This window comes from Pseudomonas asplenii, assembly GCF_900105475.1.
GTDB lineage: Bacteria > Pseudomonadota > Gammaproteobacteria > Pseudomonadales > Pseudomonadaceae > Aquipseudomonas > Aquipseudomonas asplenii.
Genome location: NZ_LT629777.1, coordinates 1,517,937 through 1,542,883, shown reverse-complemented (window position 1 = coordinate 1,542,883; position 24,947 = coordinate 1,517,937). Strand labels below are relative to the sequence as shown.

Sequence of the window (24,947 nt, the reverse complement as noted above, 5' to 3'; positions counted from 1 at the left end):
GTATCCTGCTTGCCTGTTTCATTCCGCTTCTGGATGCGCCCGATGCTGCGAGAGCTCAAGACCTTTATCCGTGTGGCCCGCGAAGGCACCTTTGTCGCCGCCGGGCAGCAGTTGGGGCTGACGCCGTCGGCGGTCAGTGCGCAGATGCGGGTATTGGAGCAACACCTGGGTGTACGGTTGTTCGACCGCAGTGGCCGCGCCGCCGTGCTGAACGCGGCCGGACGTCACGCCTTGCCGCTGGCCGAGCAGATTCTCGCGCTGTACGGCGCGATGGCGCTGCCCACGGCGGCAGCGGAGTGGCAGGGCGAGCTGCGCATCGGTGCAATCGCCACGGTGCAGACCGGCCTGCTGCCGCGCGCGCTGCCGAGGTTTCGCGAGGCGGCGCCGCGAGTTGAACTGAAGCTGGTTCCCGGGGTTTCGCTCAACCTGTTGAGCCAGGTCGAAGCCGGTGAGCTGGACCTGGCCCTGCTGATCAAGTCGCCGTTCGAGTTGCCCAAGGAGTTGCTCGAGATCCCGCTGGCCCGCGAGGCTTTTGTGCTGATCGCGCCATTGCGTCTTGCCGGTGATGATCCGCTGCAACTGCTCGCCGAGCAGCCGTTCGTCCGGTATGACCGGGCTTCGTTTGGTGGGCGCTTGGTCAGTCAGTTTTTGCGCGAGCGGCGGATTCAGGTGCGTGATGTGCTGGAGCTGGACGAGATCGAGGCGATTGCGCGGATGGTCGAGTGCGGGCTGGGGGTGTCGTTGGTGCCCAAGGCGGGATTGTGGTTGCAGCGGGCGGATCAGTTGCGGGTGATCGAACTGGGCGAGTTGACCTTCGAACGGCAACTGATCGCGGTATTGCGCCGCGCCCAGCGCCAGCCAGCATTGGATTGTCTGCTGGACTGCTTGCAGGCCTGTGGAACTACGCCATAGGACCTGCGGGAGCCGGTTTTTGTGGACGCAGGATTTACTCGAGAACAGGACGGCGCGGTTTTTCTGAAGACCCCGTCATCGTTCTTCGCGGCGCCGAAGCGCCGCGAAGAGGCTCTGGAGCTTAGAACGCAGGAACGATCGAACCCTTGTACTTATCCAGAATGAACGCCTTCACTTCCGGGCTGTGCAGCGCGGCTACCAGTTTCTTCATGGCATCCGAGTCCTTGTCGTCCGGGCGGGCGACCAGGATGTTCACGTAGGGCGAGTCTTTACCCTCGATGAACAGCGCGTCCTTGGACGGATCGAGCTTGGCTTCCAGGGCGTAGTTGGTGTTGATCAGCGCCAGATCGACCTGGGTCAGCACGCGTGGGATGGTCGCGGCTTCCAGTTCACGGATCTTCAGGTCTTTGGGATTCTCGGCGATGTCCTTGGGCGTCGACAGGATGTTGTTCGAGTCCTTGAGCTTGATCAGGCCGGCCTTTTCCAGCAGCAACAGCGCACGACCGCCGTTGGTGGCGTCGTTGGGGATCACCACGGCAGCGCCGCCCGGCAGGTCGGCCAGTTGCTTGTACTTGCTGGAGTAGGCGCCCAGCGGCTCGATGTGCACGCCGGCGACGCTGACCAGGTGGGTGCCCTTGGACTTGTTGAACTCATCCAGGTACGGCTGGTGCTGGAAGAAGTTGGCATCCAGGCGCTTCTCGGCCACCTGCACGTTCGGCTGCACGTAGTCGGTGAAGACCTTGATCTTCAGGTCCACGCCTTCCTTGGCCAGGGTCGGCTTGATGAATTCGAGGATTTGCGCGTGTGGCACAGGACTGGCGCCCACGCTCAGGATTTCTGCGGCCTGGGCGGAAAAGGCCGCGACGGCTGCGACGACTGCGATCAGTTTTTTCATCGAACGACTCCATGTGGGATGCCGCTTGGCATCTGCCGGCCCACGGGCCGGCAATTCAGTAGATTGCGAAAGCGTTTGAGGTTACTTGCGCGAGAAACGCGCCACGAGTTTGTCGCCAATGGTCTGCAGCACCTGGACCAGCACCACCAGCATGACCACGGTGACCAGCATCACATCGTTCTGGAACCGCTGGTAACCATAGCGGATCGCCAGGTCGCCGAGGCCGCCGGCACCGACCACGCCGGCCATGGCGGTATAGCCTACCAGCGTGATGGTGGTCACGGTGATGGCTGCCAGGATACCCGGACGGGCTTCCGGCAACAGCGCATTGAAGACGATCTGGCGGGTGGTCGCGCCCATGGCCTGGGTCGCTTCGATGATGCCACGGTCGACCTCGCGCAGGGCGGTTTCCACCAACCGGGCGAAGAACGGCGCGGCACCGATCACCAGTGGTGGAATGGCACCGGCCACCCCCAGCGAGGTGCCGGTGAGGAACACGGTGGTGGGGATCAGCACGATCAGCAGGATGATGAACGGCAGCGAGCGCACCACGTTGACCACGAACGACAGCGCCGAGTAGGTCGCCTTGTGTTCGAGCAGTTGGCGCGGGCTGCACAGGAACAGCAGCACGCCCAGCGGCAGGCCGAGCAGTACGGTGAACAGTAGCGAGCCGCCGAGCATCATCAGGGTGTCGCCAGTGGCTTCCCAGATGTCCGACCAGTCGATATTGGCGAAGAAGCTCAGAAACAGGTCCATCAGCGCAGTACCTCCATATGGACGTCAGCCGCAGCGAAGCGGGCGAAGGCAGCATCCAGATCACCGCCGGTGATGGCCAGCGTCAGTTGCCCATAGGGGGTGTCCTTGATGCGGTCGATGCGGCCGGCGAGGATGCTGTAGTCGACCCCGGTTTCCCGGGCCACGGTACCCAGCAGCGGCGCGTAGGTGGCATCGCCCTGGAAGGTCAGGCGCACGATACGGCCCGGTACATGGGCGAAGTCGTTGCGTTGCTCGTTTTCGTCGATCTGCTCGTCTTCCTGAACGAAGCGCCGGGTGGTCGGGTGCTCGGGGTGCAGGAACACCTGGGCCACCGGACCCTGCTCGACGATCACGCCGGCATCCATTACGCCGACCACGTCGCAGACGCGGCGGATCACGTCCATCTCGTGGGTGATCAGGACGATGGTCAGTTTCAGCTCGCGGTTGATCTCGGCCAGCAATTGCAGGACCGAGGCGGTTGTCTGCGGGTCAAGGGCGCTGGTGGCCTCGTCGCACAGCAGGATTTTCGGCTTGGTCGCCAGGGCGCGGGCGATACCGACGCGCTGTTTCTGCCCGCCGGACAACTGCGAGGGGTATTTCTTCGCGTGGTCGGCCAGGCCGACACGCTGCAGCAGTTCGGCGACGCGCTGGTCGATCTCCCGGCGGGACAGTTCACCGGCCAGGGTCAGCGGCAGCGCGACGTTGTCGGCAACGGTCTTGGACGCGAGCAGGTTGAAGTGCTGGAAGATCATCCCGACCTGCTGGCGAAAGCGCCGCAGGCCATTGGCGTCGAGTGCGGTGATTTCCTCGCCGTCGACCACGATCTTGCCGCCGGTGGGTTCTTCCAGGCGGTTGATCAGACGCAGCAGGGTGCTTTTGCCAGCGCCGGAATGGCCGATCAGACCGAACACCTGTCCGGCTTCGACGCGCAGGTGGGTCGAATGCAGGGCGGGAATATCCTTACCGGCAACCCGGTAGGTTTTATGGACGTTATGAAACTCGATCACGTAGCGAACCTTGTGGGGCGCAATGGAAAGGGGTCAGCGGTTAGCCGGGCGCGCATTTTAGCCTGTCCGTATAGATGCTATTAGCATTTATTTCGCATGCAACCTGCGATTTGGCAATAACACGATCAGTGGTCAGAAAAAAGGAACGGCTCGTCATCAGCGGCAGTCACTCGTTAGGTACGTCGAATCCCACTCCCGTGGACCCTGTCGGTTATCCGGCCGGTCTGCGGCGACTGTCACCGAGGAATCCGTCTGATGAATACCCAGAAACCTACGGCCACCCAGAGCCAACTGGCTGGAACCGATACCCAGGATCGTGGCAACACCAACGACAAGTTGCAGAGCCTGGAACCCTTTCGCTCCGACGCCACCGGGCAGGCGTTGCGCACCAATCAGGGGGTGAAGGTCGCCGATAACCAGAACAGCCTGAAAGCCGGGGCCCGTGGGCCTTCGCTGCTGGAAGACTTCATCATGCGTGAAAAGATCACGCATTTCGACCATGAGCGGATTCCCGAGCGCATCGTGCACGCACGAGGCACCGCCGCCCATGGCTACTTTCAGGCCTACCAGAGCCACGCGGCGTTGACCAAGGCCGGCTTTCTCCAGGACCCTGGCACCCAGACGCCGGTGTTCGTGCGCTTCTCCACCGTTCAGGGACCCCGTGGCTCCGGGGATACCGTACGGGACATCCGCGGCTTTGCGGTGAAGTTCTTCACCGAAGAAGGCAATTTCGACCTGGTCGGCAACAACGTGCCGGTGTTCTTCATTCAGGATGCCATCAAGTTTCCCGATTTCGTCCACGCGGTCAAACCCGAGCCCCACAACGAAATCCCCACGGGCGGTTCGGCCCACGACACCTTCTGGGATTTCGTGTCGCTGGTGCCGGAGTCTGCTCATGCGGTGATCTGGGCGATGTCCGACCGGGCGATTCCGCGCAGCCTGCGAGCTATGCAGGGCTTTGGGGTGCACACCTTCCGGCTGGTCGATGCCGACGGCGGCTCGCGCTTCGTCAAGTTTCACTGGCGCCCCACCGTCGGCACTTTTTCGCTGGTCTGGGACGAAGCGCAGAAGCTGGCCGGCAAGGACACCGACTTTCATCGTCGCGATCTCTGGGAGTCGATTGAAAGCGGCGACTATCCGGAGTGGGAACTGGGCGTGCAGGTCATTGCCGAGGAGGATGAGCACAGCTTCGACTTCGATATCCTCGACCCGACCAAGCTGATTCCCGAGGAGCTGGTGCCCATCCAGCCGCTGGGCAAGATGGTGCTCAACCGCAATCCGGACAATTTCTTTGCCGAAACCGAGCAGGTCGCCTTCTGCCCCGGACACATCGTGCCGGGGATCGATTTCTCCAACGACCCCTTGCTGCAAGGCCGGCTGTTTTCCTACACCGATACCCAGATCAGCCGCCTGGGCGGGCCGAACTTCCACGAGATCCCGATCAACCGGCCGCTGGCGCCGTTTCACAGCAGCCAGCGCGATGCCCAGCATCGTACGGTGATCGACAAGGGTCGGGCGTCCTACGAGCCCAACTCGATCGATGCCGGCTGGCCCAGGGAAACCCCGCCGGCTGCCCGGGATGGCGGCTTCGAGAGTTATCCCGAGCGGATCGATGCGGCGAAGATCCGCCAGCGCAGCGAGTCGTTTTCCGACCACTTCTCCCAGGCCCGGCTGTTCTTCCACAGCATGAGCCCGCACGAGCAGGAACACATCATCGCCGCCTACAGCTTCGAGCTGGGCAAGGTGGAGCGTGAGCATATCCGCGCACGGCAGGTGAACGAGATCCTCGCCAACATCGACCTGGAGCTGGCGGCGCGGGTTGCGGCCAACCTTGGCTTGCCAGCACCGACAGCCGGTACGGTGGCACCGCGCAAGACCGCGTTGGAACAGTCGCCGGCATTGAGCCAGGCGAACCTGCTGGCGGGAAACATCAAGACGCGCAAAGTGGCGATTCTGGCCGCGAATGGCGTCGATGGTGCGGCGATCGCGGCGCTCCGCAAGGTATTGGAAGCCGAAGGCGCCCATGCCCGGCTGCTCGGGCCGACTTCGGCAGCCGTGACGACCGCCAAGGGCGAGAGCCTGGCGGTGGATGCCTCGATGGAGGGCTTGCCGTCAGTGGCGTTCGATGCGGTGTATGTGCCGGGTGGCGCGGCGTCGGTCAAGGCGCTCGGCAGTAACGGCGTGGCGCTGCATTACCTGCTGGAGGCCTACAAGCACCTCAAGCCGATTGCTGTCCATGAGGACGCGAAGCCGTTGCTGGAGAAACTGCATCTGCAGGCGGATGCGGGGTTGCTGGTGGGCAGTGACGCCAAGGCGCTGAAGGCGTTTGTCGCGGCGCTGGCCGAGCATCGGGTCTGGGAGCGCGAGGAACGGGCCAAGGCGGTGCCGGCCTGACGGACGCTTTCGCTGGCAAGCCAGCTCCCACACTGACCGTGTCGGACACAGGTCTCGCGTGCGCCGGGATACTGGGTGGCAAGCCAGTGCCCCTATTGACCGTGCCTGATGCAGATCTTGTGTACACCGCACTACCTGTGGGAGCGGGTTTGCCCGCGATCAGCGGTATCAGGGCTTGCGTGGGCTCAGCACCACTTGCGCCTGCACATTGCGGTCGATCTGCTTGTCGAGCTTCAACGCAAAGTCCGGGTCGAGCTTCTTCACCCGCTTGCCCAGCAGGGTCGCCAGCCACGGGTAGTCCTGGGTACGCGGTACCTGGAAGGTCACCGCGCACTGGTAATTGACCACATCCGCCGCCAGCGCATCCATCTGCTTGCGCAGCAGCGCAATGTCCTGGATGTTCAGGGCGATGGTGCTGCTTTCGGCACTCGGGTCGATCAGCCTGGCTGCAGGTTTGGCTTCGGCGGCCTGGAGTTCGGCCTCGGCTTTTTCCAGTTCTGCCTTGCGCGCCTGGGCGATGGCGCCGTTGACGCCGCCGGTCAGCGCCGGGGCCTTGGGCATCAGCGCTCGGGCACGACTCAGTGCCGTGGCGGCGGCATTGACGTCGCCCTTCTGCAGCACGATCTGGCTGCGTTGCAGATAGGCTTCGGCCAGTTGTCGCTGGTACTGGACCAGTTGCGGGTCGTCGGGGGACTGCGCCTGCAAGGTGGCCAACTGGTCCTCGGCGGTGGCCAGTTCGTTGCTGTTGATGTTCTGTTCCAGCGCGGCAATCGCCGTGGCCCGGGCATCGGGTACGGCGGTGTCGGCCGGCGGGGTGCTCTGACAGGCACCCAACAGCAGGGAAAATGCGGCAAGGAGCAGATAACGGGAGGCGGAAAGCTTCATTCCTGCGACTCTCTAATTGCGCAAAAAACGAGCAAGTCTACACCCCTCTGCGTGGCAGAACAAAACTCAGCAGAAACAGGCCGGCAGCCACCACCACAATGGACGGCCCGGCGGGGGTGTCCTTGAACCACGAAAGCGCCAGTCCGCCACATACCGCGAGGATGCCCAGCAGGCTGGCGCCGACGGCCATCTGCTCCGGCGAGCGGGCGTGGCGCTGCGCGGCGGCGGCGGGGATGATCAGCAGCGAAGTGATCAGCAGCACACCGACGATCTTCATCGCCACCGCGATCACCACGGCGATCAGTAGCATCAGCGCCATGCGCAATGTCGCCACCGGCAGGCCCTCGACGGTCGCCAGTTCCTCATGCACGGTGATCGCCAGCAATGGTCGCCACAGCGCGACCAGCAGCGCCAGCACCGCCGCGCTACCGCCGAGAATCCAGGCCAGGTCGGTGCCGCTGATCGCCAGCAGGTCGCCGAACAGGTAGGCCATCAGGTCGATCCGCACTTCGTGCATGAAACTCAAGACCACCAGGCCCAGGGACAGCGTGCTCGGCGCGAGAATCCCCAGCAGCGTGTCGGACGCCAGCGGCTGGCGTTGTTGCAGAGTCACCAGCAGCACCGCCAGCAGCAGGCAGCCGACGGTCACCGCCAGGGTCGGGCTGATGTCCAACAGAAAGCCCAGGGCTACGCCGAGCAGCGCGGCGTGGGACAGGGTGTCGCCAAAATAGGCCATGCGCCGCCAGACCACGAACGAACCCAGCGGGCCTGCCACGATCGCCAGGGCCAGGCCTGCAAGCAGGGCGTAGAGCAGAAAATCAGCCATGCTTGCAGCTATCTCCGTGAACGTGGGCATGGGCCGTCGCGGCCGCTTCGCTGACCACCGTGCCATGCAGGTCATGGGCGTGGTCGTGATGGTGGTGGTAGATCGCCAGGCTCGGCGCGTTGCTGCCGAACAGCTCGACGAAGGCCGGGTCGCCGCTGACCTGCTCGGGATGCCCGGAGCAACAGACGTGGCGATTGAGGCAGACCACCTGATCGGTGGTGCTCATCACCAGGTGCAGGTCGTGGGAAACCATCAGCACGCCGCAGCCATGGCGGTCGCGCAGGCGGGTGATCAGGCTGTACAGCTCGGCCTGGCCGGCGACGTCGACGCCCTGCACCGGCTCGTCGAGCACCAGCAGCTCGGGTTCGCGCAACAGCGCCCGGGCCAGCAGCACCCGCTGCATCTCTCCGCCGGAAATGCTCTGTACCGGGCTGTCGATCACCTGTTCGGCACCGACTTCACCGAGCGCAGCCAGCGCCCGGGCGCGGTCGACTCCCGGCACCAGACGCAGGAAACGCAGCACCGACAGCGGCAGGGTCGGATCGACGTGCAGCTTCTGCGGCATATAGCCGACCCGCAGCCGGGGTTTGCGCCAGACACTGCCGCGCGTCGGCTTGAGCAGGCCGAGCACGGCCCGTACCAGGGTGGTCTTGCCGGCGCCGTTGGGGCCGATCAGGGTGACGATCTGCCGCGGCTCGACGCTCAGCTGGATATTGTCCAGCACGTCCTGCCCGGCGAAGGTCACGCCGACCTGGTCGAGGCGAATCAGCGCAGTGCTCATCAGGCCCCCTGGCAGCCCGAGCAGAGGCCGACCACTTCGACGGTCTGGCCCTCGACGACGAAACCGACGTCCCTGGCGCTCTGGACGATGGCGTCGCTGATGGTCTTCTGCTCCAGCTCGATGGCTGCGTGGCAGTTGCGGCAGATCAGGAACTGACCCTGGTGGGTGTGCTCCGGATTGTTGCAGCCGACGAAGGCATTGAGCGAGGCGATGCGATGGACCAGGCCGTTGTCGAGCAGGAAGTCCAGCGCGCGGTACACCGTCGGCGGCGCGGCGCGGCGGCCGTCCTGCTCGCTGAGCACGGCGAGGATGTCGTAGGCGCCCAGCGGCTTGTGGCTCTGCCAGACCAGCTCCAGCACGCGCCGGCGCAGAGCGGTCAGGCGCAGGCCCTGCCGCGCGCACAGCGCATCGGCCTCGGACAGCGCGCTGTGCACGCAGTGGGAGTGATCGTGGGGGCGACTGGCGAGAGGGGTTTTAGGCATGAGCGGCGACGATTGTTGTGAGAGACGTTATTATGTTACCTGTTCCTGCCGCCTTGAGTGTTCCTCGTGCCCCGTCTTTTTGCCTTTTTTGTCGCTATAAGCGCCGGTTTGTTCGTGATCGGACCTGTCCAGGCCCAGGTCAGCGTGTTGACCAGCATCAAGCCCTTGCAACTGATCGCCGCGGCGGTCGAGGACGGCGTCGACACGCCCGAGGTACTGCTGCCGCCGGGCGCTTCGCCGCACAATTACGCGTTGCGGCCGTCCGATGTGCGCAAGGTGCAGTCGGTGGAGTTGCTGTACTGGATCGGCCCGGACATGGAAAGTTTCCTGCCCCGCGTGCTCAAGGGCCGCAACCTGCCGACCGTGGCTGTTCAGGACCTGCCTGGCATGAAGTTGCGCCGGTTCGCCGAAGATAGCCACTCCCACGCCGAAGATGCCGACGAGCATGACCACGATCACCGTCCGGGGTCGCTGGATGCGCATCTGTGGCTGTCGACCGTCAATGCGCGGGTGATCGCGGCACGCATGGCCGAGGACCTGGCCAAGGCCGATCCGGCCAATGCCGAGCGCTACCGGCATAACGCCGAGGCCTTCTCGGGCCGCCTGGATGCCCTGGATGCGCGGCTCAAGGCGCGCCTGGCGGGTGTGGCGAACAAGCCGTACTTCGTCTTCCACGAGGCGTTCGATTACTTCGAGAGCGCCTATGGGCTCAGGCATGCCGGGGTGTTCAGCGTGGCAACCGAAGTGCAACCGGGCGCCCAGCATGTCGCGGCGATGCGTACGCGGCTGCAGGAAGTCGGCAAGACCTGCGTGTTCAGCGAGCCGCCATTGCGGCCGCGGTTGGCCGAGACACTGGTGTCCGGGTTGCCGGTGAAGCTGGCGGAACTGGATGCGCTGGGCGGTTATACGCCGGCGGGTGCCCATGGCTATGAGCAGGTGCTGGAAAAACTCGGTAACGATTTGGCCGGTTGCCTGGAATCCTTGTAGGCAGGACCGGCCTCTTCGCGGGCAATCCGCACTCCTACACGTTTTCGGCGTTCGCAACATAGTGCACGCCACAGGCCTGTAGGAGCGCGGCTTGCCCGCGAAAGGACCCGGAAGGGCGCTGAAAGTCCTTCTGTCGATCAGAGGGCAAACGGCAACAGCACACTCACCTGCTGCCGCTGCGCCAGCCGCAGCTGGAACTCCATCGGATCGTGAATCAGCACGTCCTGCCCGGCAAAGGTCTCGGCGGCAATCAATCGTGACAGCCAGAAGCGCACGCAGGCCACCCGCAGCAGGGGCGGCCACAGCTCGGCCTCGCTCGCGGTGAACGGTCGCAACGCTGCATAGGCACCCAGCAGGGCGCGGGCGCGTTGGCCATCGAGCAGGCCGTCGTCATCCGAACACCAGTCGTTCAGGGCGATTGCCACGTCGTACAGCATCGGCCCCGAGCAGGCGTTGTAGAAGTCGATCAGCCCTGTCAGGTGCGTGCCTTCGAACATCGCGTTGTCGCGGAACAGGTCGGCATGCAGGTTGGCTCGCGGCAGAGCGAGGATCTTCGCCTTGCAGCGGCCGATTTCTTCCAGGGCGGTTTCCAGCAGGTCGTGGGCCTCGGTGCCCAGGTGCGACTTCAGCGTGTTGCCTTCCTCGAGCATCCAGTCCAGGCCGCGATCGGTCTTGCGTTCGATGATCCGGTCGCGGGTCGCCAGGTGCAGGTGGCCGAGCAGTTCGCCCACCTGGGCGCAATGCTGGGCGTTGGCCTGCTTGATGTGCTTGCCGGCCAGGCGCGGTTGCAGCAGGGCCGGCTTGCCAGCCAGCTCACGCAGGGCCTGGCCGTCGCTGGTGCGCAAGGCGTAGGGCACCGGCAGGTCGGCGTCGTGGAGCACGTCGAGCAGTTCGATGAAGAACGGCATTTCCTGCACCGGGCCGCGCTCGACCAGGGTCAGGACATACTCGCCCTGCTCCAGGCTGATGAAGAAGTTGGTGTTTTCACTGCCAGCGGCAATTCCCTGGAAATCGAGCAGGCGACCGAGCCCGTAGGGGGCGAGAAAGGTTTCCAGCTCGGGTCGAGCCAGGGGGGTGAACACAGACATGTTTAGAGCTGCCAGTCCGGGCGCCGCGATCCAGCCGACGCCGCTTAGGGTTAAAGGGTTATTTCCACTCGAAGATCTTCCATGACGGAATCAGCATATCCGGCTGATCCGAACGGATAAAGTTTGCATCAGTTCCGTCGGCGCGTACCAGAAAGTACGGCTTGCCCCCTTTCGGGATGACCTTGATGGCGTACAGAAAGCCATTTTGCCGGTATTCCTGGATGGTTTTGTCGCCTTCCGTGCGGATGGTCACCTCTGGATCGGCCGAAGGTGCATCCTCCGCGGCCATCGCCGCCAACGGAGTGAGTGCAAACAGGCCGGCCAACAACAAGCGATTGAGCGTACGCATGATAACCTTGTCCCTTTGTCGTCAACGGTCCCATTATTCTACCGCTGGACCCGCCGAAAAGGTTGATCGCGCTCATGAGCAAAGCTCCCCTCGTCCTGGTGGACGGTTCTTCGTACCTGTACCGCGCGTTTCACGCGATGCCGCCGCTTACCAATTCCAAGGGGGTGCCGACCGGTGCAGTGAAGGGCGTCCTGAATATGCTCCGCAGCCTGCGCAAGCAGTACCCGGACAGCCCGTTCGCCGTGGTGTTCGATGCCAAGGGCGGCACCTTCCGCGACGAAATGTTCGCCGACTACAAGGCCAACCGGCCGAGCATGCCCGACGAAATGCGGGTGCAGATCGAGCCGCTGCATGCCAGCGTGCGCGCCATGGGCTTCCCGCTGCTGTGCGTGGAAGGCGTGGAAGCCGACGACGTGATCGGCACCCTGGCCCGCAGTAGCGCGGCGGCGGATCGCCCGGTGGTGATCTCCACCGGCGACAAGGACATGGCTCAGCTGGTCGACGGGCATATCACCCTGGTCAACACCATGTCCGAGACGTCCATGGACGTGGAAGGCGTGAAGGCCAAGTTCGGCGTCGCGCCGGAGCAGATCATCGACCTGCTGGCGCTGATGGGCGACTCCTCCGACAACATCCCCGGGGTCAAGGGCGTCGGTGAGAAGACCGCCGTGGCCCTGTTGGTGGGAGTCAACGGCGGCCTGAAAGAGTTGTATGCCAACCTCGACCTGGTCCCGACCCTGCCGATCCGTGGGGCCAAGACCCTGCCGGCCAAGCTGCTTGAACATCAGGAAATGGCGTTCCTGTCGTATCGGCTGGCGACCATCAAGGTCGATGTGGAGCTGGAGGTCGGCCTCGACGACCTGCACCTGGGCGAGCCGGACCGGGACAAGCTGATCGAACTGTATACCTCGCTGGAATTCAAGGGCTGGCTCGACGAGCTGAGCCGCGAAGCCAAGCGCGCCAGCTTGCAGGAGACTGCCGCGCCAGCGTCAGCGGCGACCCAGGCAGCGGTCGAGGATGCGGCGGCTGAAACCGCTGCGCCGGCCCCTGCCGAGCCGCAGTACGAAACCATCCTCGACCCGGCGCGCTTCGACGCCTGGCTGAAGAAGCTGCAGGACGCCAAACTGTTCGCCTTCGATACCGAAACCACCGGGATCGACGCCCAACAGGCGCAACTGGTCGGGGTGTCGTTCTCCGTACAGGCCAACGAAGCAGCCTACATCCCGCTGACCCACTCCTACATCGGTGTGCCGCAGCAACTGGACCGCGACAGCGTTTTGCTGGCGCTCAAGCCGCTGCTGGAAGACCCGCAGAAACTCAAGGTCGGCCAGCACGCCAAGTTCGACATGAACATCCTCGCCAACTGTGCGATCGGTGGTGATCCCGAGCAGGGCATCAGCGTGCGTGGCATCGCTTTCGACACCATGCTCGAATCCTATGTGCTGAACTCCACCGCGACTCGCCATGACATGGACAGCCTGGCGAAGAAGTACCTGGACTACGACACCGTCAGTTTCCAGGACATCGCTGGCAAGGGCGCCAAGCAACTGACCTTCGACCAGATTCCCCTGGAACAGGCCGGCCACTACGCGGCCGAAGATGCCGACGTGACTCTGCGCCTGCACCAGGCGCTGCACGAGCAACTGGCCGCGATTCCGAGCCTGGCCAGCGTGTTGAGCGACATCGAGATTCCGTTGGTGCCGGTGCTGGCGCGCATCGAGCGCCAGGGTGCCCTGGTCGACAAGGACCTGCTGGGCGTGCAGAGCATCGAGCTGGGCAACAAGATGGTCGATCTTGAGCGCGAGGCGTTCAAGATCGCCGGTGAGGAGTTCAACCTCGGTTCGCCCAAGCAACTGGGGGTGATTCTCTACGAGAAACTCGGTCTGCCGGTGCTGAAGAAAACCGGCAAGGGTCAGCCCTCGACTGCCGAGGAAGTCTTGGCCAAGCTGGCCGAGGACGATTATCCGCTGCCCAAGGTGCTGATGCAGTACCGTTCCATGAGCAAGCTCAAGAGCACCTACACCGACCGCCTGCCGGAGCAGATCAACCCGCGCACCGGGCGTATCCACACCTCCTACCACCAGGCGGTGGCGGCGACTGGCCGGCTGTCCTCCAGCGACCCGAACCTGCAGAACATCCCGGTGCGTACCGCCGAAGGCCGGCGCATCCGTCAGGCGTTCGTTGCGCCCAAGGGCTACAAGCTGCTGGCGGCGGACTATTCGCAGATCGAGCTGCGGATCATGGCCCATCTGTCGAAGGACGAGGGGCTGCTCAATGCCTTCCGTGACAACCTCGACGTGCACACGGCCACTGCGGCCGAGGTGTTCAAGGTCGAGTTGAACGAGGTCACCTCCGACCAGCGACGCAGTGCCAAGGCGATCAACTTTGGTCTGATCTACGGCATGGGCGCGCAGAAGCTGGGCAAGGACATCGGCGTCGATACCAAGACCGCCAAGGCCTATATCGACGTGTATTTCGCCCGTTACCCCGGGGTTCGCGAATACATGGAGCGCACCCGTGGTCAGGCGTCCGAGCAAGGTTATGTCGAGACCCTGTTCGGTCGCCGGCTGTACTTGCCGGACATCCACTCCAACAAACCCCAGGAGCGCGCGGCGGCCGAGCGTACGGCGATCAACGCGCCGATGCAGGGCACGGCGGCGGATATCATCAAGAAGGCCATGGTCAAGGTCGACGACTGGCTGACCAGCTCCGGGCTGGATGCCAAGGTCATTCTTCAGGTGCACGACGAATTGGTGCTGGAGGTGCGCGAGGATCTGGTGGCCGAGGTCAGCGAGCAGATCCGTGTCCACATGAGCGGTGCGGCGCAACTGGATGTGCCGTTGCTGGTCGAGGTTGGCGTGGGCAACAACTGGGATGAGGCGCACTGATCGCGGGCTTCCCAGGTGTTCGCGGGGTGATGGCCGCCTGCGGCGGTTCGCGGGCAAGCCCGGCTCCTGCAGGGAGCGTGTGGTATGTGCATTCCGTGCCCCGCACCGCACTGTTGGAGCCGGGCTTGTCGGGGCGCCGAACCGCCGCGAACAGGCCCGCAAGTGTATCGAAGGGCTTTGGTTCTGAATTCTTCAATGGCTATGCGAAATAGTTTTTGAAGAGAGGGGGAACTAAATCGGCCTGCGGCCACTCAGAGTTATTGAATGGCTGGTGAAGCCCTTCGATGCTCCTATGTTGTGTTAAGTGTTGGCAGATATTCTGGACCCCGCCCTAGCGGTCCGGAACTTGGACCCCGAACTTCCCCTCCCCACACGAAGTCCGGGGTTTTTTTTGTCCAAGCGGTTTGTGGTGCGTTCATGCTGCGTTAAAAGTGCGGCTCGAAATGCGCATTCAGACGCCCTGAATTGCGCTTTTTCGCCGCTTTTCCTTGCCTGAACCACCAAAGACCGTTTGGCGTGCGCAGCAGCTCGTGGGCGCATCGCTTCCTGTAGGAGCCGGGCTTGCCCGCGAACCGCCGCAGGCGGCCATCCTCAGGGCTCTGCTGCCCCCATAAACCGCCATCGCCCGCAGTCAGCCAGAACCAGGCGCTGAAGCGGATTACTCCGCCTCTTCCTCCGCACCGTTCTCCATCAGCCCCAGCCAATCGGCCAGCACCGTGTAGGCCTCTTCCAGACCCTGGCGCTTGGGCGCCGAGAACAGCTGGATGGTCACTGCCTGGCCCCAGCCCTTGCGGATTTCCGCCTGGACCTGGAGCAGGGTGTTCTTCGCCGCGCCATAGGTCAGCTTGTCGGCCTTGGTCAGCAGGATATGCATCGGCATGCCGCTGGCGATCGACCAGTCGAGCATCAGGCGGTCGAAGTCGGTCATCGGATGGCGCACGTCCATCATCAGGATCAGGCCCTTGAGACTCTCGCGGCTGCCCAGGTAGGCCTCCAGGTGACGCTGCCAGTGCTGCTTGAGCGGAATCGGAACTTTTGCATAACCGTAGCCCGGCAGGTCGACCAGACGGCGTTCATCGTCTAGTTTGAAGAAATTCAACAGTTGTGTGCGCCCCGGGGTTTTCGAGGTGCGCGCCAGGCTGGCGTGAGTGAGGGTGTTCAGCGCGCTGGATTTGCCAGCATTGGAGCGACCGGCGAAGGCCACTTCAAAACCGGCGTCGTCCGGGCATTGGTCGACTTTGGCGGCGCTGAGCATGAAGGTGGACTGTTGGCACAGGCCGAGAATGGGGTTTTTCAGTTGCATGGGATTTCCAATAGGGGCGGTGCCGGGAGGCGCGACAAGCTGTGTCGTTTCCGTTTCATGGACGCCAGTATATAATGCCGCAGATTTAGTGTGTGCTTTGTCCCGACGTAGGACGAAGAACATGGGAGCGATTGACCTAGGCCGCGCATTAGAACGTGGCACGTTCCCAACCCTGAAGTTCATGACTGGAACGATCAGTTCATGACCAGATGGCTGCTAGCTGCCAGTGTCCTGATCCCGCTTCACGGCGCTCAGGCTACACAGGATCCGGAAGCCGTGTACAACCGTGTTTGCATTGCCTGCCATGCCGGACAGCTGCCGATGGCCCCACAGAAGGGCGACAAGGCCGCGTGGAAGCCAAGAATGGCCCAAGGCATGGACGTGCTGGTGCAACACGTGACTCAGGGTTTCAAGGCGATGCCGCCGCGTGGTTTGTGCATGGACTGCAGTGCCGAGGATTACCGAAGCATCATCCGCTGGATGAGCGAGTAAGCCCGGTCCATAACTCTTAACCCTTAGCCGTATTGGATTAGCTGATGAACAAATTGATCGTGAGTCTGCTGTTGACCCTGGGGATCACCGGTCTCGCCCATGCCGCCGGCGATGCCGCTGCCGGTCAGGGGAAAGCCGCCGTCTGTGGCGCTTGCCATGGTCCTGATGGCAACAGCATGGCGCCCAACTTTCCGAAACTGGCGGGTCAGGGTGAGCGGTACCTGGACAAACAGTTGCACGACATCAAGTCGGGCAAGCGAACCGTGCTGGAAATGACTGGCCTGCTGACCAATCTCAGCGACCAGGATCTCGCCGACATCGCCGCCTACTTCGCCAGCCAGAAAGGCAGCGTCGGCGCGGCCGATCCCAAGCTCGTGGCGCGGGGTGAAGAACTGTTCCGTGGCGGCAAGCTGGACCAGGGCATGCCGTCCTGCACCGGCTGTCATGCGCCCAATGGCGCGGGCAACGCCGCCGCCGGCTTCCCGCACCTGGGTGGTCAGCACGCGCAATACGTCGCCAAGCAGCTCACCGACTTCCGCGAAGGTGTACGCACCAACGACGGCGACACCAAGATCATGCAGAGCATCGCCGCGAAGCTGAGCAACAAGGACATCGAGGCCGTTTCCAGCTATGTCCAAGGTCTGCATTGAGGCGCATCTGATGATTGACGCGGCGTGCTCGCGTTAATGATCGATTAATCCTTTGTTGCAAAGATAAAAGGGTGGCCTTGGCCGCCCTTTTTTGTGGCCGCTGCCGTTACACTAATCGAACCAAGAGCCCGCTCGGTCTGTCAGAAATTACAGGTCGCGACGGAGGCGACGTCTAAATTCCCAGGAGTAATGCATGCGTAATCTGATCCTCAGCGCCGCACTCGTCACCGCCAGCCTGTTCGGCATGACGGCCCAGGCGGCGGATGTGCCGCTCGAAGCCGGCAAGACCTACGTTGAACTCAAGACCCCGGTGCCGGTGCAAGAGCCTGGCAAGATCGAAGTGGTCGAGATGTTCTGGTACGGCTGCCCGCATTGCTATGCCTTCGAACCGACCATCAATCCATGGATCAAGAAGCTGCCTTCCGACGTACACTTCGTCCGCATTCCTGCCATGTTCGGCGGCCCGTGGGACAAACACGGTCAGCTGTTCCTGACCCTGGAAGCCATGGGCGTCGAAGCCAAGGTCCATTCGGCGGTGTTCAATGCCATCCAGAAGGAAGGCAAAAAGCTGCTCGAACCTGAAGACATGGCCAACTTCGTGGCCACCCAGGGTGTCGACAAGGAAAAATTCCTCGCGACCTACAACTCCTTCGCCATCAAGGGCAAGATCGTCGCTGCCCGCGAACTGGCCAAGAAGTATGAGATCAGTGGCGTACCGACCCTGATCGTCAACGGCAAGTATCGTTTTGACCTTGGCACCGCAGGCGGTCCCGAGGCAGCCTTGAACGTGGCCGACCAACTGATCGCCAAAGAGCGAGCGGCTGGCGCGACCGCCGGCAAGTAAGGCGCCCCGGCCATGGCTCGCTGGGGATCGGAACGCAATGTTGGCCTTCATCAGCCGAAGGTCAATGAACACCATCTGCACTCCAGCGGCCTGCCGGCGGACAATCGCCTGAGGCTGCTCAGCTTCAATATCCAGGTCGGTATCAGCACCCAGCGTTACCGGCACTACCTGACCCGTGGCTGGCAGCATCTGCTGCCGCACACCGGGCGCGCCGACAACCTGCAGAAGATTGGCAGCCTGCTGGGCGACTTCGACCTGGTGGCCTTGCAGGAGGTCGATGGTGGCAGCCTGCGTTCGGGCTACATCAATCAGGTCGAGCATCTGGCTCAACTGGGTGCCTTTCCCTACTGGTACCAGCAACTCAATCGCAATCTCGGCCGCCTGGCCCAGCACAGCAACGGCGTGCTCAGCCGCCTGCGGCCGTGGGCGATCGAGGATCACCCGCTACCCGGCCCGGCCGGTCGTGGGGCGATCCTGGTACGCTTCGGCGAAGGTCCGGATGCCTTGGTGGTGGTCATGATGCACCTGGCGTTGGGCGCACGGACACGCACCCGGCAACTGGCGTATATCCGCGAGCTGATCGGCGGCTTCAAGCATCAGGTGCTGATGGGCGACATGAACACCCACGCCACCGACCTGCTGCAACACTCGCCCTTGCGCGATCTGGGGCTGCTCGCGCCGCAGGTCGAGGCCACCTTTCCCAGTTGGCGCCCACAGCGCTGCCTTGATCATATTCTGCTCAGCCCGAGCCTGACGTTGGAGCGGGTTCAGGTCCTGGCCCAGCCGATTTCCGACCATTTGCCGGTTGCCGTTGAAATTCGCCTGCCAGGTTCCATCGGTTCTGATACGTTGCCCGCCTTGAGTCGTTGAATCTCACGGACGCCCTGCAATGAGCAGCGAAGAAGCCCAGCGCTGGAAAGAGAAGTACCTTAAGAGTATCGAACAACAGGAAAAGCTCGAGCGGCGCTGGGATGCCCGTCTCGACCTGCTTCGACGCGGCTTGGTGCGCAGCACCCTGGCGGCTGAAGGCACCGACCGGGCGGTGGACCAGTGCATGAAGGAAATGCGCGAGGTGATCCGCAGCGACGATATGGATGCGGCACTGGCCAACCTGCTGCCGCGTCTGGAAAAAGCCGTGCTCGATTCCGAGCAGCGCCGCGAAACCCGCGTCGAACAGATGGGCACTGCGCTGACCGCGCTGGTGACGCAACTGCAAACCCTGCCGCTGCCGCGGGAGGTGCGTCGGCCGCTGAAGAACTTCGCCAAGCAGCTTGATGGACGGGTTGGCCAGGCTCGCGAGATTCCCCTGTTGCTCAGCGAACTGAGCAGCCTGCAGGGCAAGGCCCTGACGGAACTGGAGCACCCCGCCGAGCAGAGCCGTCCGGGCCTTTTGCAACGGTTGTTCGGAGCTAAGGAGAATACCGAGGCGGGTGCTGAAATTGCGTCGGTGGCGGCCGATGCTGCGCCTGCGGCTGAACCCGTGCCGGTCCCTGCCTTCGCCCCCGGCCTCGTCTCTGATGACGATGAGGCGGTTGAGACGGTTGAGCCCGTGGCGCCAAAACCTGCCCCTGCCCCAACGGCTCCCGTTGTGCAGCCCGTCGCCGTCGAGGCGGTGTTGCCTGCGGTCGAGGCATCTGCCCCACCCTTGGCAGTCGTCGAGGCCGTTGTTGAGACGCCGCCACCGCTGGCGCCAGTCGAGGTGGCGACCGACACACCACCTGCGGTCGTGTCCGCCCCTGCTTCTGCCCTTGAGTCCACACCCGAATCCGCGTCCAAGCCAGAGCTCACAACTGATCCCAAGCCAGAGCCGGTCGCGCTGGCGCCTCAGGTATCACCAGAGCCCGGCACTGCGGTGCTCGAAGCAGCGCCGCAGGCAGTCGTGGACGCTGCGCCCAAGGCCGAGTTGCCCGACCCACCCGAAGTGGTTACTGCCGCGCCGGCACCGTCGCAGGTCTTCCTCGACAGCCTGCCACTGCCAACGGTGATGGCCGAAGCCCTGGCGGCGGTCCATCCCGAGGATAACGAGCAGGATGTGCTGTATGCCCTGCCGGAGTCCCCGGAACCGTCCTACAGTTCGGTGGCCGAGCACATCGAATCGACGCTGCTCGGCCTGCTGGATGAACTGTCGTTGCCCGAACGCCACAAGCCCCATGCCGAGTCGATGCGTCATCGTCTCGAACATGGGCTGAACTGGTACGAATTACTGCCAATCCTCGACGATCTGGCGGTGCTGATGCTGGCGATCAACGACAGCGGTCAGCATGATTTCGAGGTCTACCTCAAGCAGCTCAACGAGCGCCTGGAGTCCTTCCAGAGCAACCTGCGCGCGGCCAGTGAAGGCCATGCCGAGGGCCGTTCGGCGGCCAACGACCTGCACAGTCAGTTGCGCGAGCACGTCGACGGCCTGCAGAACAGCGTGCTGGCCGCCGCCGACCTCGACAGCCTCAAGCATGTCCTGGAAAACCGCCTAGAAGACCTGCTGGGCACGATGGATCGACACCAGCAGGAGCGTGATATCCGCGAGCATGAAGTCGCGACCCGCTTGCAGATGCTGGCCGAGCGTGTCGCGCACATGGAAGAGGAAGCCCTGGTCTATCGCGATCACCTTGAGGAGCAACGGCAGAAAGCCCTGATCGACCCGCTCACCGGTCTGCCGAACCGCGCCGCCTGGGGCGAGCGCCTCGATCATGAAGTCGGGCAATGGCAGCAGCATGGCAACACGCTGTTGATCGCCATTCTCGACCTCGATCATTTCAAGCGTATCAACGACAACTACGGCCACCTGGCGGGTGACAAGGTGCTGAAGATCATTGCCAGCGTGTTGCGCAAGAACCTGCGCGGCAGTGACTTCATCGCCCGTTTCGGTGGCGAGGAGTTCGTTCTGCTGATGCCGGGGACATCCGTGGCAGCGGGACTCAAGTTGGCCGAGACTCTGCGGGCGGCCATCGAGGCCTGTCCTTTCCACTTCAAGGGCGAGCGGGTGACCATTACCGTGTCCCTGGGGGTGTCGGCCTTCAAGGTCGGCGAACGCAGCGATCATGTGCTCAAAAGAGCCGATGAGGCGTTGTACCGAGCGAAAAATGCCGGGCGCAATCGGGTCGAAGTGGGCTGAACCGGACCTGTCGATTTGTCACCGAGTCTTGCCTGAGCCTATGTCGGTGCCTGCGGTACGTTATGCTAGAGCGTCACTGCCCTGGTTTTTGTTACTGCCATGAAATTGCTCTCTCTCCTTAGCGCGGCCCTGCTACTCGCGGGCTGCGCCAGCGGCCCACGCTTGGACACCAGCCACCCCTCGGTCAATTACGACAGCCGCGCGCAGTTCGTGATCGTCCACTACACCTCGGCGAACCGGGAAAACTCCTTGCGTCTGCTGACCCACGGCCAGGTCAGTAGCCACTACCTGGTCGGCGACGACAATCCGGCCACTCTCTACAAGCTGGTGGACGAGAGCCAGCGCGCCTGGCACGCCGGGGAAAGCGAGTGGCAGGGGCGTACCTGGCTGAACTCCAGTTCCATCGGCATCGAGATCGTCAATCCGGGGTTTCGCGACACACCCGCCGGACGTGTCTGGTATCCCTACAGCGAAGCGCAGATCCAGGCGTTGATCGTTCTGCTCAAGGATATCGTCAAGCGCAACCACATCGAGCCGCGCAATGTGATCGGCCACAGCGATATCGCCCCGCTGCGCAAGCAGGATCCGGGGCCGTTGTTTCCCTGGAAGCGCCTGGCTGCCGAGGGCCTGGGCATGTGGCCGGATGAGCAGGCGGTGGCCCGCCAGCAGCAGGTGTATGCCTACCAGTTGCCGAGCGCCAGCTGGTTCCAGCAGCAACTGCGGTACCTGGGCTACACCGCCACGCCGCAGACCGGCGAGTGGGACGCCGGCACCCAGCACACGCTGGCGGCGTTCCAGATGCATTTTCGCCCGGCGCGTTTCGATGGTGTGGCCGATGCGCAGAGCGCAGCGATCCTGCAGGTACTCAATCGGTCAAAATAACCTCAGCGCTGGATGGTCCGGGCGAACCGTTCAGCGAGATGAGCACCCCATGAGCATGCGGCGTACCTAGAGCGGCAGCGCCATATAGAATTGGGTGCCCTGCCCCGGCCGTGAGTAGACGCCCATGCGTCCGCCATGCAACTGGACGATTTCCTTGCACAGGGCCAGCCCCAGACCGGCCCCGCCTTTCTTGCGCCCGACCTGGACGAAGGGTTCGAAGATCCGCCCCTGCTGACCGTAGGCAATCCCTTCGCCATTGTCTTCGACGCTGATGATCACACGTTCGTCATGTCGCCGCGCCTGCAAGCGAATCTGCCCGCCGCGGCTGGTGTGACGCAGGGCGTTGCCCAGCAGGTTGTCGAGTACCCGTTCCAGTTGTGCCTGGTCGGCGTGCAGGCGCGGCAGCGGCGGTTGGGTCTCGATCTGCAGATCGATGCCCTGGCTGCTGGCCTGCTCGGCAAAACGCTCGCGCGCCTGTTCCAGCAACTGCCCGATATCGCACGGAGCCAGCGTGAGTTTCTGCAGGCCGTTCTGGTAGCGCGAGAAATTCAGCAGGTCGTTGATCAACTGCATCAGGCGCTGCATCTCTTCTTTGACCGTATTGAGCAGGTCCGCTTCACGGGACTCGGCGTCGAAGTGCACGCGCTCCTGCAGCAGGCCGAAAGCCATGTGCATGCCGGTTACCGGGGTCCGCAGCTCATGGGAGGCGCGCAGGACGAACTCGCTGCGCACCCGCTCGAAGGCCCGCTGTTCGGTAACGTCGTGCAGCACCATCACCGCCCCGAGAATATGGCCCTGGGGATGGCTGACCGGCGTCAGGCTGTAGGTCAGCAGGCGGGATTCGCCTTCGACTTCGAATTCGAGGTCTTCCGGCGCCCGTTCCAGGCTGCCGCCACGCAGGATCAGGCTCAGTTGCTCGTCGAGTTCGGGGCGCCCCAAGGCGTCTCCCAGGCCCTGGCCGAGCTGTTCGGCGTCCCAGCCCAACTGGCGCTGGGCCACCGGGTTGAGATGCTCCAGGTGGCCCTGGCGGTCGATCATCAGCAGCCCGTCGTCGATACTGTCGAGCACCGATTGCAGGCGCTGCTGGCCGGCCAGCAGTTCGTCGACGTTGGTTGCCTGATGCTGGCGCAGGGCCTCGGCCATGATGCCGAAGCGTCGGGTCAGCTGGTTCATCTCGGCGGCCGAGGAAATCGGCAGGGTGACTTCGAAGTTGCCCTGGCCGATATGGTCTGCCGCCTTGGCCAGCGCCTCGATCGGCGCACCGAAACGCTGGGCGATACCGTGGGCGGTGATGAAACCGATGATCAGCACTGCCAGGGCGACCAGGCCGAGCAGCGCGCAGATCAGCATGGCCCGGTCGCGGGCTGAGCTTTCGGCGCTGCTGATTTCCTCCAGGGCCCGCTTGTGTGCGGTGAGCAGGCCATAGCGCAGGGTGTTGAGGCTGTTGGCCAGTTCACTGTTGCTGATCTGCCCACCGCGGGAGTCGAAGGCCTGCAGAAAGCTCTCGTAGTCGATCTGGGCCTGGGCGAAGCCGCCTTGCAGGTGGTTGTTCTGCTCGTGTTCGATGCCTTCTTGCAGCAGGTGCCGATAGTGCTCGCGGGAGGCCTGCAAGGCGCCCTGATCGGGTTTTTCGCTGAGCATGATGACCAGTTGGTCGCCCAGGCTCTGGCGCAACTTGAGACCCAGGTCGAGGGTGATGAAGTTGTCGCGGATCAGTGATTCCTGGCTCTTGGCCATTTGCATCACGCTGACCAGTCCCAGCAGCAACCCGAGCAGGGCCACGGTCATCAGTGCCGAAATGCTCAGGAACAGTCGGGTGCGCAGCTTCATCGCAAGCTTCATGGGGTGGGGCTCACAAGTTGTACTGTTTGCGTTTGCGGTACAGCGTCGAGGCGTCGATACCCAGGGTCCTGGCGGCCTGGTCCAGAGTGTCGCTGGTGGCCAGCACCGCACCGATATGGGCTTTCTCCAACTCGTCCAGGCTCATCGGCGCACCGATGCGCGGGGCGTTGTTGGTGGGTTGTTCGCCCATGCCGAGGTGGCCGATTTCCACCCGCTCCTGCGGGCAGATGATGCTGGCGCGTTCGATGACGTTACGCAGTTCGCGGATATTGCCGGGCCAGCGGTAGTTGACCAGGGCTTCACGGGCTTCCTCGCTGAAGGCACGCGCCGGTCGTGCGTACTCCTTGACGAAGCGAGCCAGGAAGCGGTCGGCCAGGGTCAGGATATCCTCGCTGCGTTCGCGCAGGGGCGGCAGGTGCAGGGTGATGACATTGAGCCGGTAGAGCAGGTCTTCGCGAAAGCGCCCCTCGCGCACCATGTCTTCCAGGTTCAGGTTGGTGGCGGCGAGGATGCGTACGTCGGCCCGGCGGGTTACCGGGTCGCCGACCCGTTCGTATTCCTTGTCCTGGATGAAGCGCAGCAGCTTGGGCTGCAGCGTCAACGGGAAGTCGCCAATCTCGTCGAGGAACAGCGTGCCCCCATCGGCCTGGTTGACCCGGCCGAGGGTACTTTCGCTGGCGCCGGTGAAGGCACCACGACTGTGGCCGAACAGTTCGCTCTCCATCAGTTCGGCGGTCAGCGAGGGGCAGTTGATGGTCACGCAGGACTTTTTCGCCCGCTTGCTCCAGCCGTGAATGGCCCGGGCCAACTCGCCCTTGCCGGTCCCGGATTCGCCGAGAATCAGAATGTTGGCATCGGTGCCGGCAACCTGGCGGGCGGTTTCGAGCACCACCATCATCGCCGGGCTGTGGGAGTCGAGGCCGTCCTTGGGTTTGCGCACTTCACCTTCAAGGGCTTCGAGGCGTGCCGACAGTTGGCGGACTTCCAGTTGCTTGGCCGTAGCCAGGCGCAGCTGATCGGGGCTGCACGGCTTGACCAGATAATCTGCGGCGCCTGCCTGGATCGCGTCGACGGCGGTGTCGACGGCCGAGTGGGCCGTGACGATCACTACCCGCATCCACGGCGCCTGGATGCGCATCTGTGCGAGGACGTCGAGCCCGTTGTCTTCGCCCAGGCGCAGGTCGAGGAAGCACAGGTCGAACACCTGGCGCTGCAGCAGCGTATCGGCCTGCGCGGCGCTGTTGGCCGTGGCCACGCTGTAGCCCTCGTCCTCCAGGCAGTAGCGAAAGGTGCGAAGGATGGCGGACTCGTCATCCACCAGCAGAATACGGCCTTGGTGTTCCGGGGCTGATTCCATGACCCGCGCTCCTTATTTATGAATGTGCCCGATGAACCCAGGGCGAGTCGTGCAGCTTGCCTGATCCGTTCTGGTCGGGACCATGACGTGCAGGGTAAACATCCCTGGCGCTGATTGCTAACCCGCTGATTTGGGGAATTTTTTGCTTCCTCTGCTTCCGACAACCGACATTGCGGCAAATTCCAGCGGATTTACCGTTGTGTTGTCTGCCCATC

General features: G+C 63.4%; 22 protein-coding genes. 10 read left to right on the top strand and 12 right to left on the bottom strand.

Annotated features, from left to right (window positions below; translation table 11 throughout):
- Positions 1-42 precede the first annotated feature (42 nt).
- The gene (locus tag BLU37_RS06935) at positions 43-912 is read left to right on the top strand and encodes a LysR family transcriptional regulator (RefSeq protein ID WP_090203476.1); all 870 of its coding nucleotides are present in this window, start codon (positions 43-45) and stop codon (positions 910-912) included.
- 121 nt (positions 913-1,033) lie between these two features.
- Here the strand turns inward: BLU37_RS06935 and BLU37_RS06930 are convergent, their stop codons facing one another.
- The 3 genes from BLU37_RS06930 to BLU37_RS06920 all read right to left on the bottom strand — a co-directional run bounded on the left by BLU37_RS06930 (position 1,034) and on the right by BLU37_RS06920 (position 3,570).
- Positions 1,034-1,807, bottom strand: a complete 774-nt coding sequence (locus tag BLU37_RS06930) for a MetQ/NlpA family ABC transporter substrate-binding protein (RefSeq protein WP_010447467.1) — start codon at positions 1,805-1,807, stop codon at positions 1,034-1,036.
- Between the two features lie 81 nt (positions 1,808-1,888).
- On the bottom strand, positions 1,889-2,563 hold the full coding sequence (locus BLU37_RS06925; protein ID WP_010447466.1) for a methionine ABC transporter permease: 675 nt from the start codon (positions 2,561-2,563) through the stop codon (positions 1,889-1,891).
- Positions 2,563-3,570, bottom strand: a complete 1,008-nt coding sequence (locus tag BLU37_RS06920; protein ID WP_090203472.1) for a methionine ABC transporter ATP-binding protein — start codon at positions 3,568-3,570, stop codon at positions 2,563-2,565. Before BLU37_RS06920 ends, BLU37_RS06925 begins: the two co-directional genes overlap by 1 nt.
- Before the next feature lie 255 nt (positions 3,571-3,825).
- On the opposite strand from BLU37_RS06920, the gene katE reads away from it, so the two are divergent.
- A complete protein-coding gene (katE, locus tag BLU37_RS06915) occupies positions 3,826-5,964 on the top strand; it encodes a catalase HPII (RefSeq protein ID WP_090203469.1) in 2,139 nt (712 codons plus the stop codon).
- Between the two features lie 168 nt (positions 5,965-6,132).
- Here katE and BLU37_RS06910 read toward each other — a convergent pair whose 3' ends face one another.
- From BLU37_RS06910 to zur, 4 genes are read right to left on the bottom strand one after another with little or no spacing between them, the layout of a single operon-like run.
- Positions 6,133-6,849, bottom strand: coding sequence for a PA5502 family lipoprotein (locus BLU37_RS06910; RefSeq protein ID WP_010447463.1), 717 nt, complete (start codon positions 6,847-6,849; stop codon positions 6,133-6,135).
- Between the two features lie 37 nt (positions 6,850-6,886).
- Positions 6,887-7,675 (bottom strand): zinc ABC transporter permease subunit ZnuB, encoded by a 789-nt coding sequence (gene znuB, locus BLU37_RS06905; RefSeq protein WP_010447461.1) that lies wholly within the window; start codon positions 7,673-7,675, stop codon positions 6,887-6,889.
- Entirely contained in the window at positions 7,668-8,456 is a 789-nt protein-coding gene (gene znuC / locus BLU37_RS06900; protein WP_090203466.1) for a zinc ABC transporter ATP-binding protein ZnuC, read from the bottom strand. The genes znuB and znuC overlap by 8 nt, the downstream gene beginning before the upstream one ends.
- The gene (gene zur, locus BLU37_RS06895) at positions 8,456-8,938 is read right to left on the bottom strand and encodes a zinc uptake transcriptional repressor Zur (RefSeq protein WP_090203464.1); all 483 of its coding nucleotides are present in this window, start codon (positions 8,936-8,938) and stop codon (positions 8,456-8,458) included. The genes znuC and zur overlap by 1 nt, the downstream gene beginning before the upstream one ends.
- 57 nt (positions 8,939-8,995) lie before the next feature.
- On the opposite strand from zur, the gene BLU37_RS06890 reads away from it, so the two are divergent.
- Positions 8,996-9,925, top strand: a complete 930-nt coding sequence (locus BLU37_RS06890) for a zinc ABC transporter substrate-binding protein (protein WP_090203461.1) — start codon at positions 8,996-8,998, stop codon at positions 9,923-9,925.
- A gap of 137 nt (positions 9,926-10,062) precedes the next feature.
- Here BLU37_RS06890 and BLU37_RS06885 read toward each other — a convergent pair whose 3' ends face one another.
- Entirely contained in the window at positions 10,063-11,013 is a 951-nt protein-coding gene (locus BLU37_RS06885; RefSeq protein WP_090203459.1) for a homoserine kinase, read from the bottom strand.
- A 58-nt stretch (positions 11,014-11,071) separates the two neighbouring features.
- On the bottom strand, positions 11,072-11,362 hold the full coding sequence (locus BLU37_RS06880; protein ID WP_019362761.1) for a DUF2782 domain-containing protein: 291 nt from the start codon (positions 11,360-11,362) through the stop codon (positions 11,072-11,074).
- Between the two features lie 74 nt (positions 11,363-11,436).
- Here BLU37_RS06880 and polA point away from each other — a divergent pair, with 74 nt between their 5' ends.
- Entirely contained in the window at positions 11,437-14,250 is a 2,814-nt protein-coding gene (gene polA / locus BLU37_RS06875) for a DNA polymerase I (protein ID WP_090203456.1), read from the top strand.
- 658 nt (positions 14,251-14,908) lie between these two features.
- On the opposite strand, the gene yihA is transcribed toward polA, so the two are convergent.
- A complete protein-coding gene (gene yihA, locus BLU37_RS06870; protein ID WP_090203453.1) occupies positions 14,909-15,553 on the bottom strand; it encodes a ribosome biogenesis GTP-binding protein YihA/YsxC in 645 nt (214 codons plus the stop codon).
- A gap of 201 nt (positions 15,554-15,754) precedes the next feature.
- Between yihA and BLU37_RS06865 the strand changes: the two genes are divergently transcribed.
- From BLU37_RS06865 to BLU37_RS06840, 6 genes are all read left to right on the top strand, one after another.
- Positions 15,755-16,045, top strand: a complete 291-nt coding sequence (locus BLU37_RS06865) for a c-type cytochrome (RefSeq protein ID WP_090203447.1) — start codon at positions 15,755-15,757, stop codon at positions 16,043-16,045.
- A 44-nt stretch (positions 16,046-16,089) separates the two neighbouring features.
- Positions 16,090-16,695, top strand: coding sequence for a c-type cytochrome (locus BLU37_RS06860; protein WP_010451696.1), 606 nt, complete (start codon positions 16,090-16,092; stop codon positions 16,693-16,695).
- 193 nt (positions 16,696-16,888) lie between these two features.
- Positions 16,889-17,539: a thiol:disulfide interchange protein DsbA/DsbL gene (locus BLU37_RS06855; protein ID WP_090203444.1), complete on the top strand. Its 651-nt coding sequence runs from the start codon at positions 16,889-16,891 to the stop codon at positions 17,537-17,539.
- Between the two features lie 12 nt (positions 17,540-17,551).
- On the top strand, positions 17,552-18,409 hold the full coding sequence (locus BLU37_RS06850) for an endonuclease/exonuclease/phosphatase family protein (protein ID WP_090203441.1): 858 nt from the start codon (positions 17,552-17,554) through the stop codon (positions 18,407-18,409).
- A gap of 19 nt (positions 18,410-18,428) precedes the next feature.
- Positions 18,429-20,651 (top strand): GGDEF domain-containing protein, encoded by a 2,223-nt coding sequence (locus tag BLU37_RS06845; protein WP_090203438.1) that lies wholly within the window; start codon positions 18,429-18,431, stop codon positions 20,649-20,651.
- Between the two features lie 99 nt (positions 20,652-20,750).
- Positions 20,751-21,533, top strand: a complete 783-nt coding sequence (locus BLU37_RS06840) for an N-acetylmuramoyl-L-alanine amidase (protein WP_010451705.1) — start codon at positions 20,751-20,753, stop codon at positions 21,531-21,533.
- 66 nt (positions 21,534-21,599) lie between these two features.
- Here BLU37_RS06840 and BLU37_RS06835 read toward each other — a convergent pair whose 3' ends face one another.
- Together BLU37_RS06835 and algB are read right to left on the bottom strand one after the other, a co-directional pair.
- Positions 21,600-23,375: an ATP-binding protein gene (locus tag BLU37_RS06835; protein ID WP_090203435.1), complete on the bottom strand. Its 1,776-nt coding sequence runs from the start codon at positions 23,373-23,375 to the stop codon at positions 21,600-21,602.
- 10 nt (positions 23,376-23,385) lie between these two features.
- Complete coding sequence (gene algB / locus BLU37_RS06830; protein ID WP_010451708.1) at positions 23,386-24,732, bottom strand: sigma-54-dependent response regulator transcription factor AlgB; 1,347 nt, start codon at positions 24,730-24,732, stop codon at positions 23,386-23,388.
- Between the last annotated feature and the right edge of the window lie 215 nt (positions 24,733-24,947).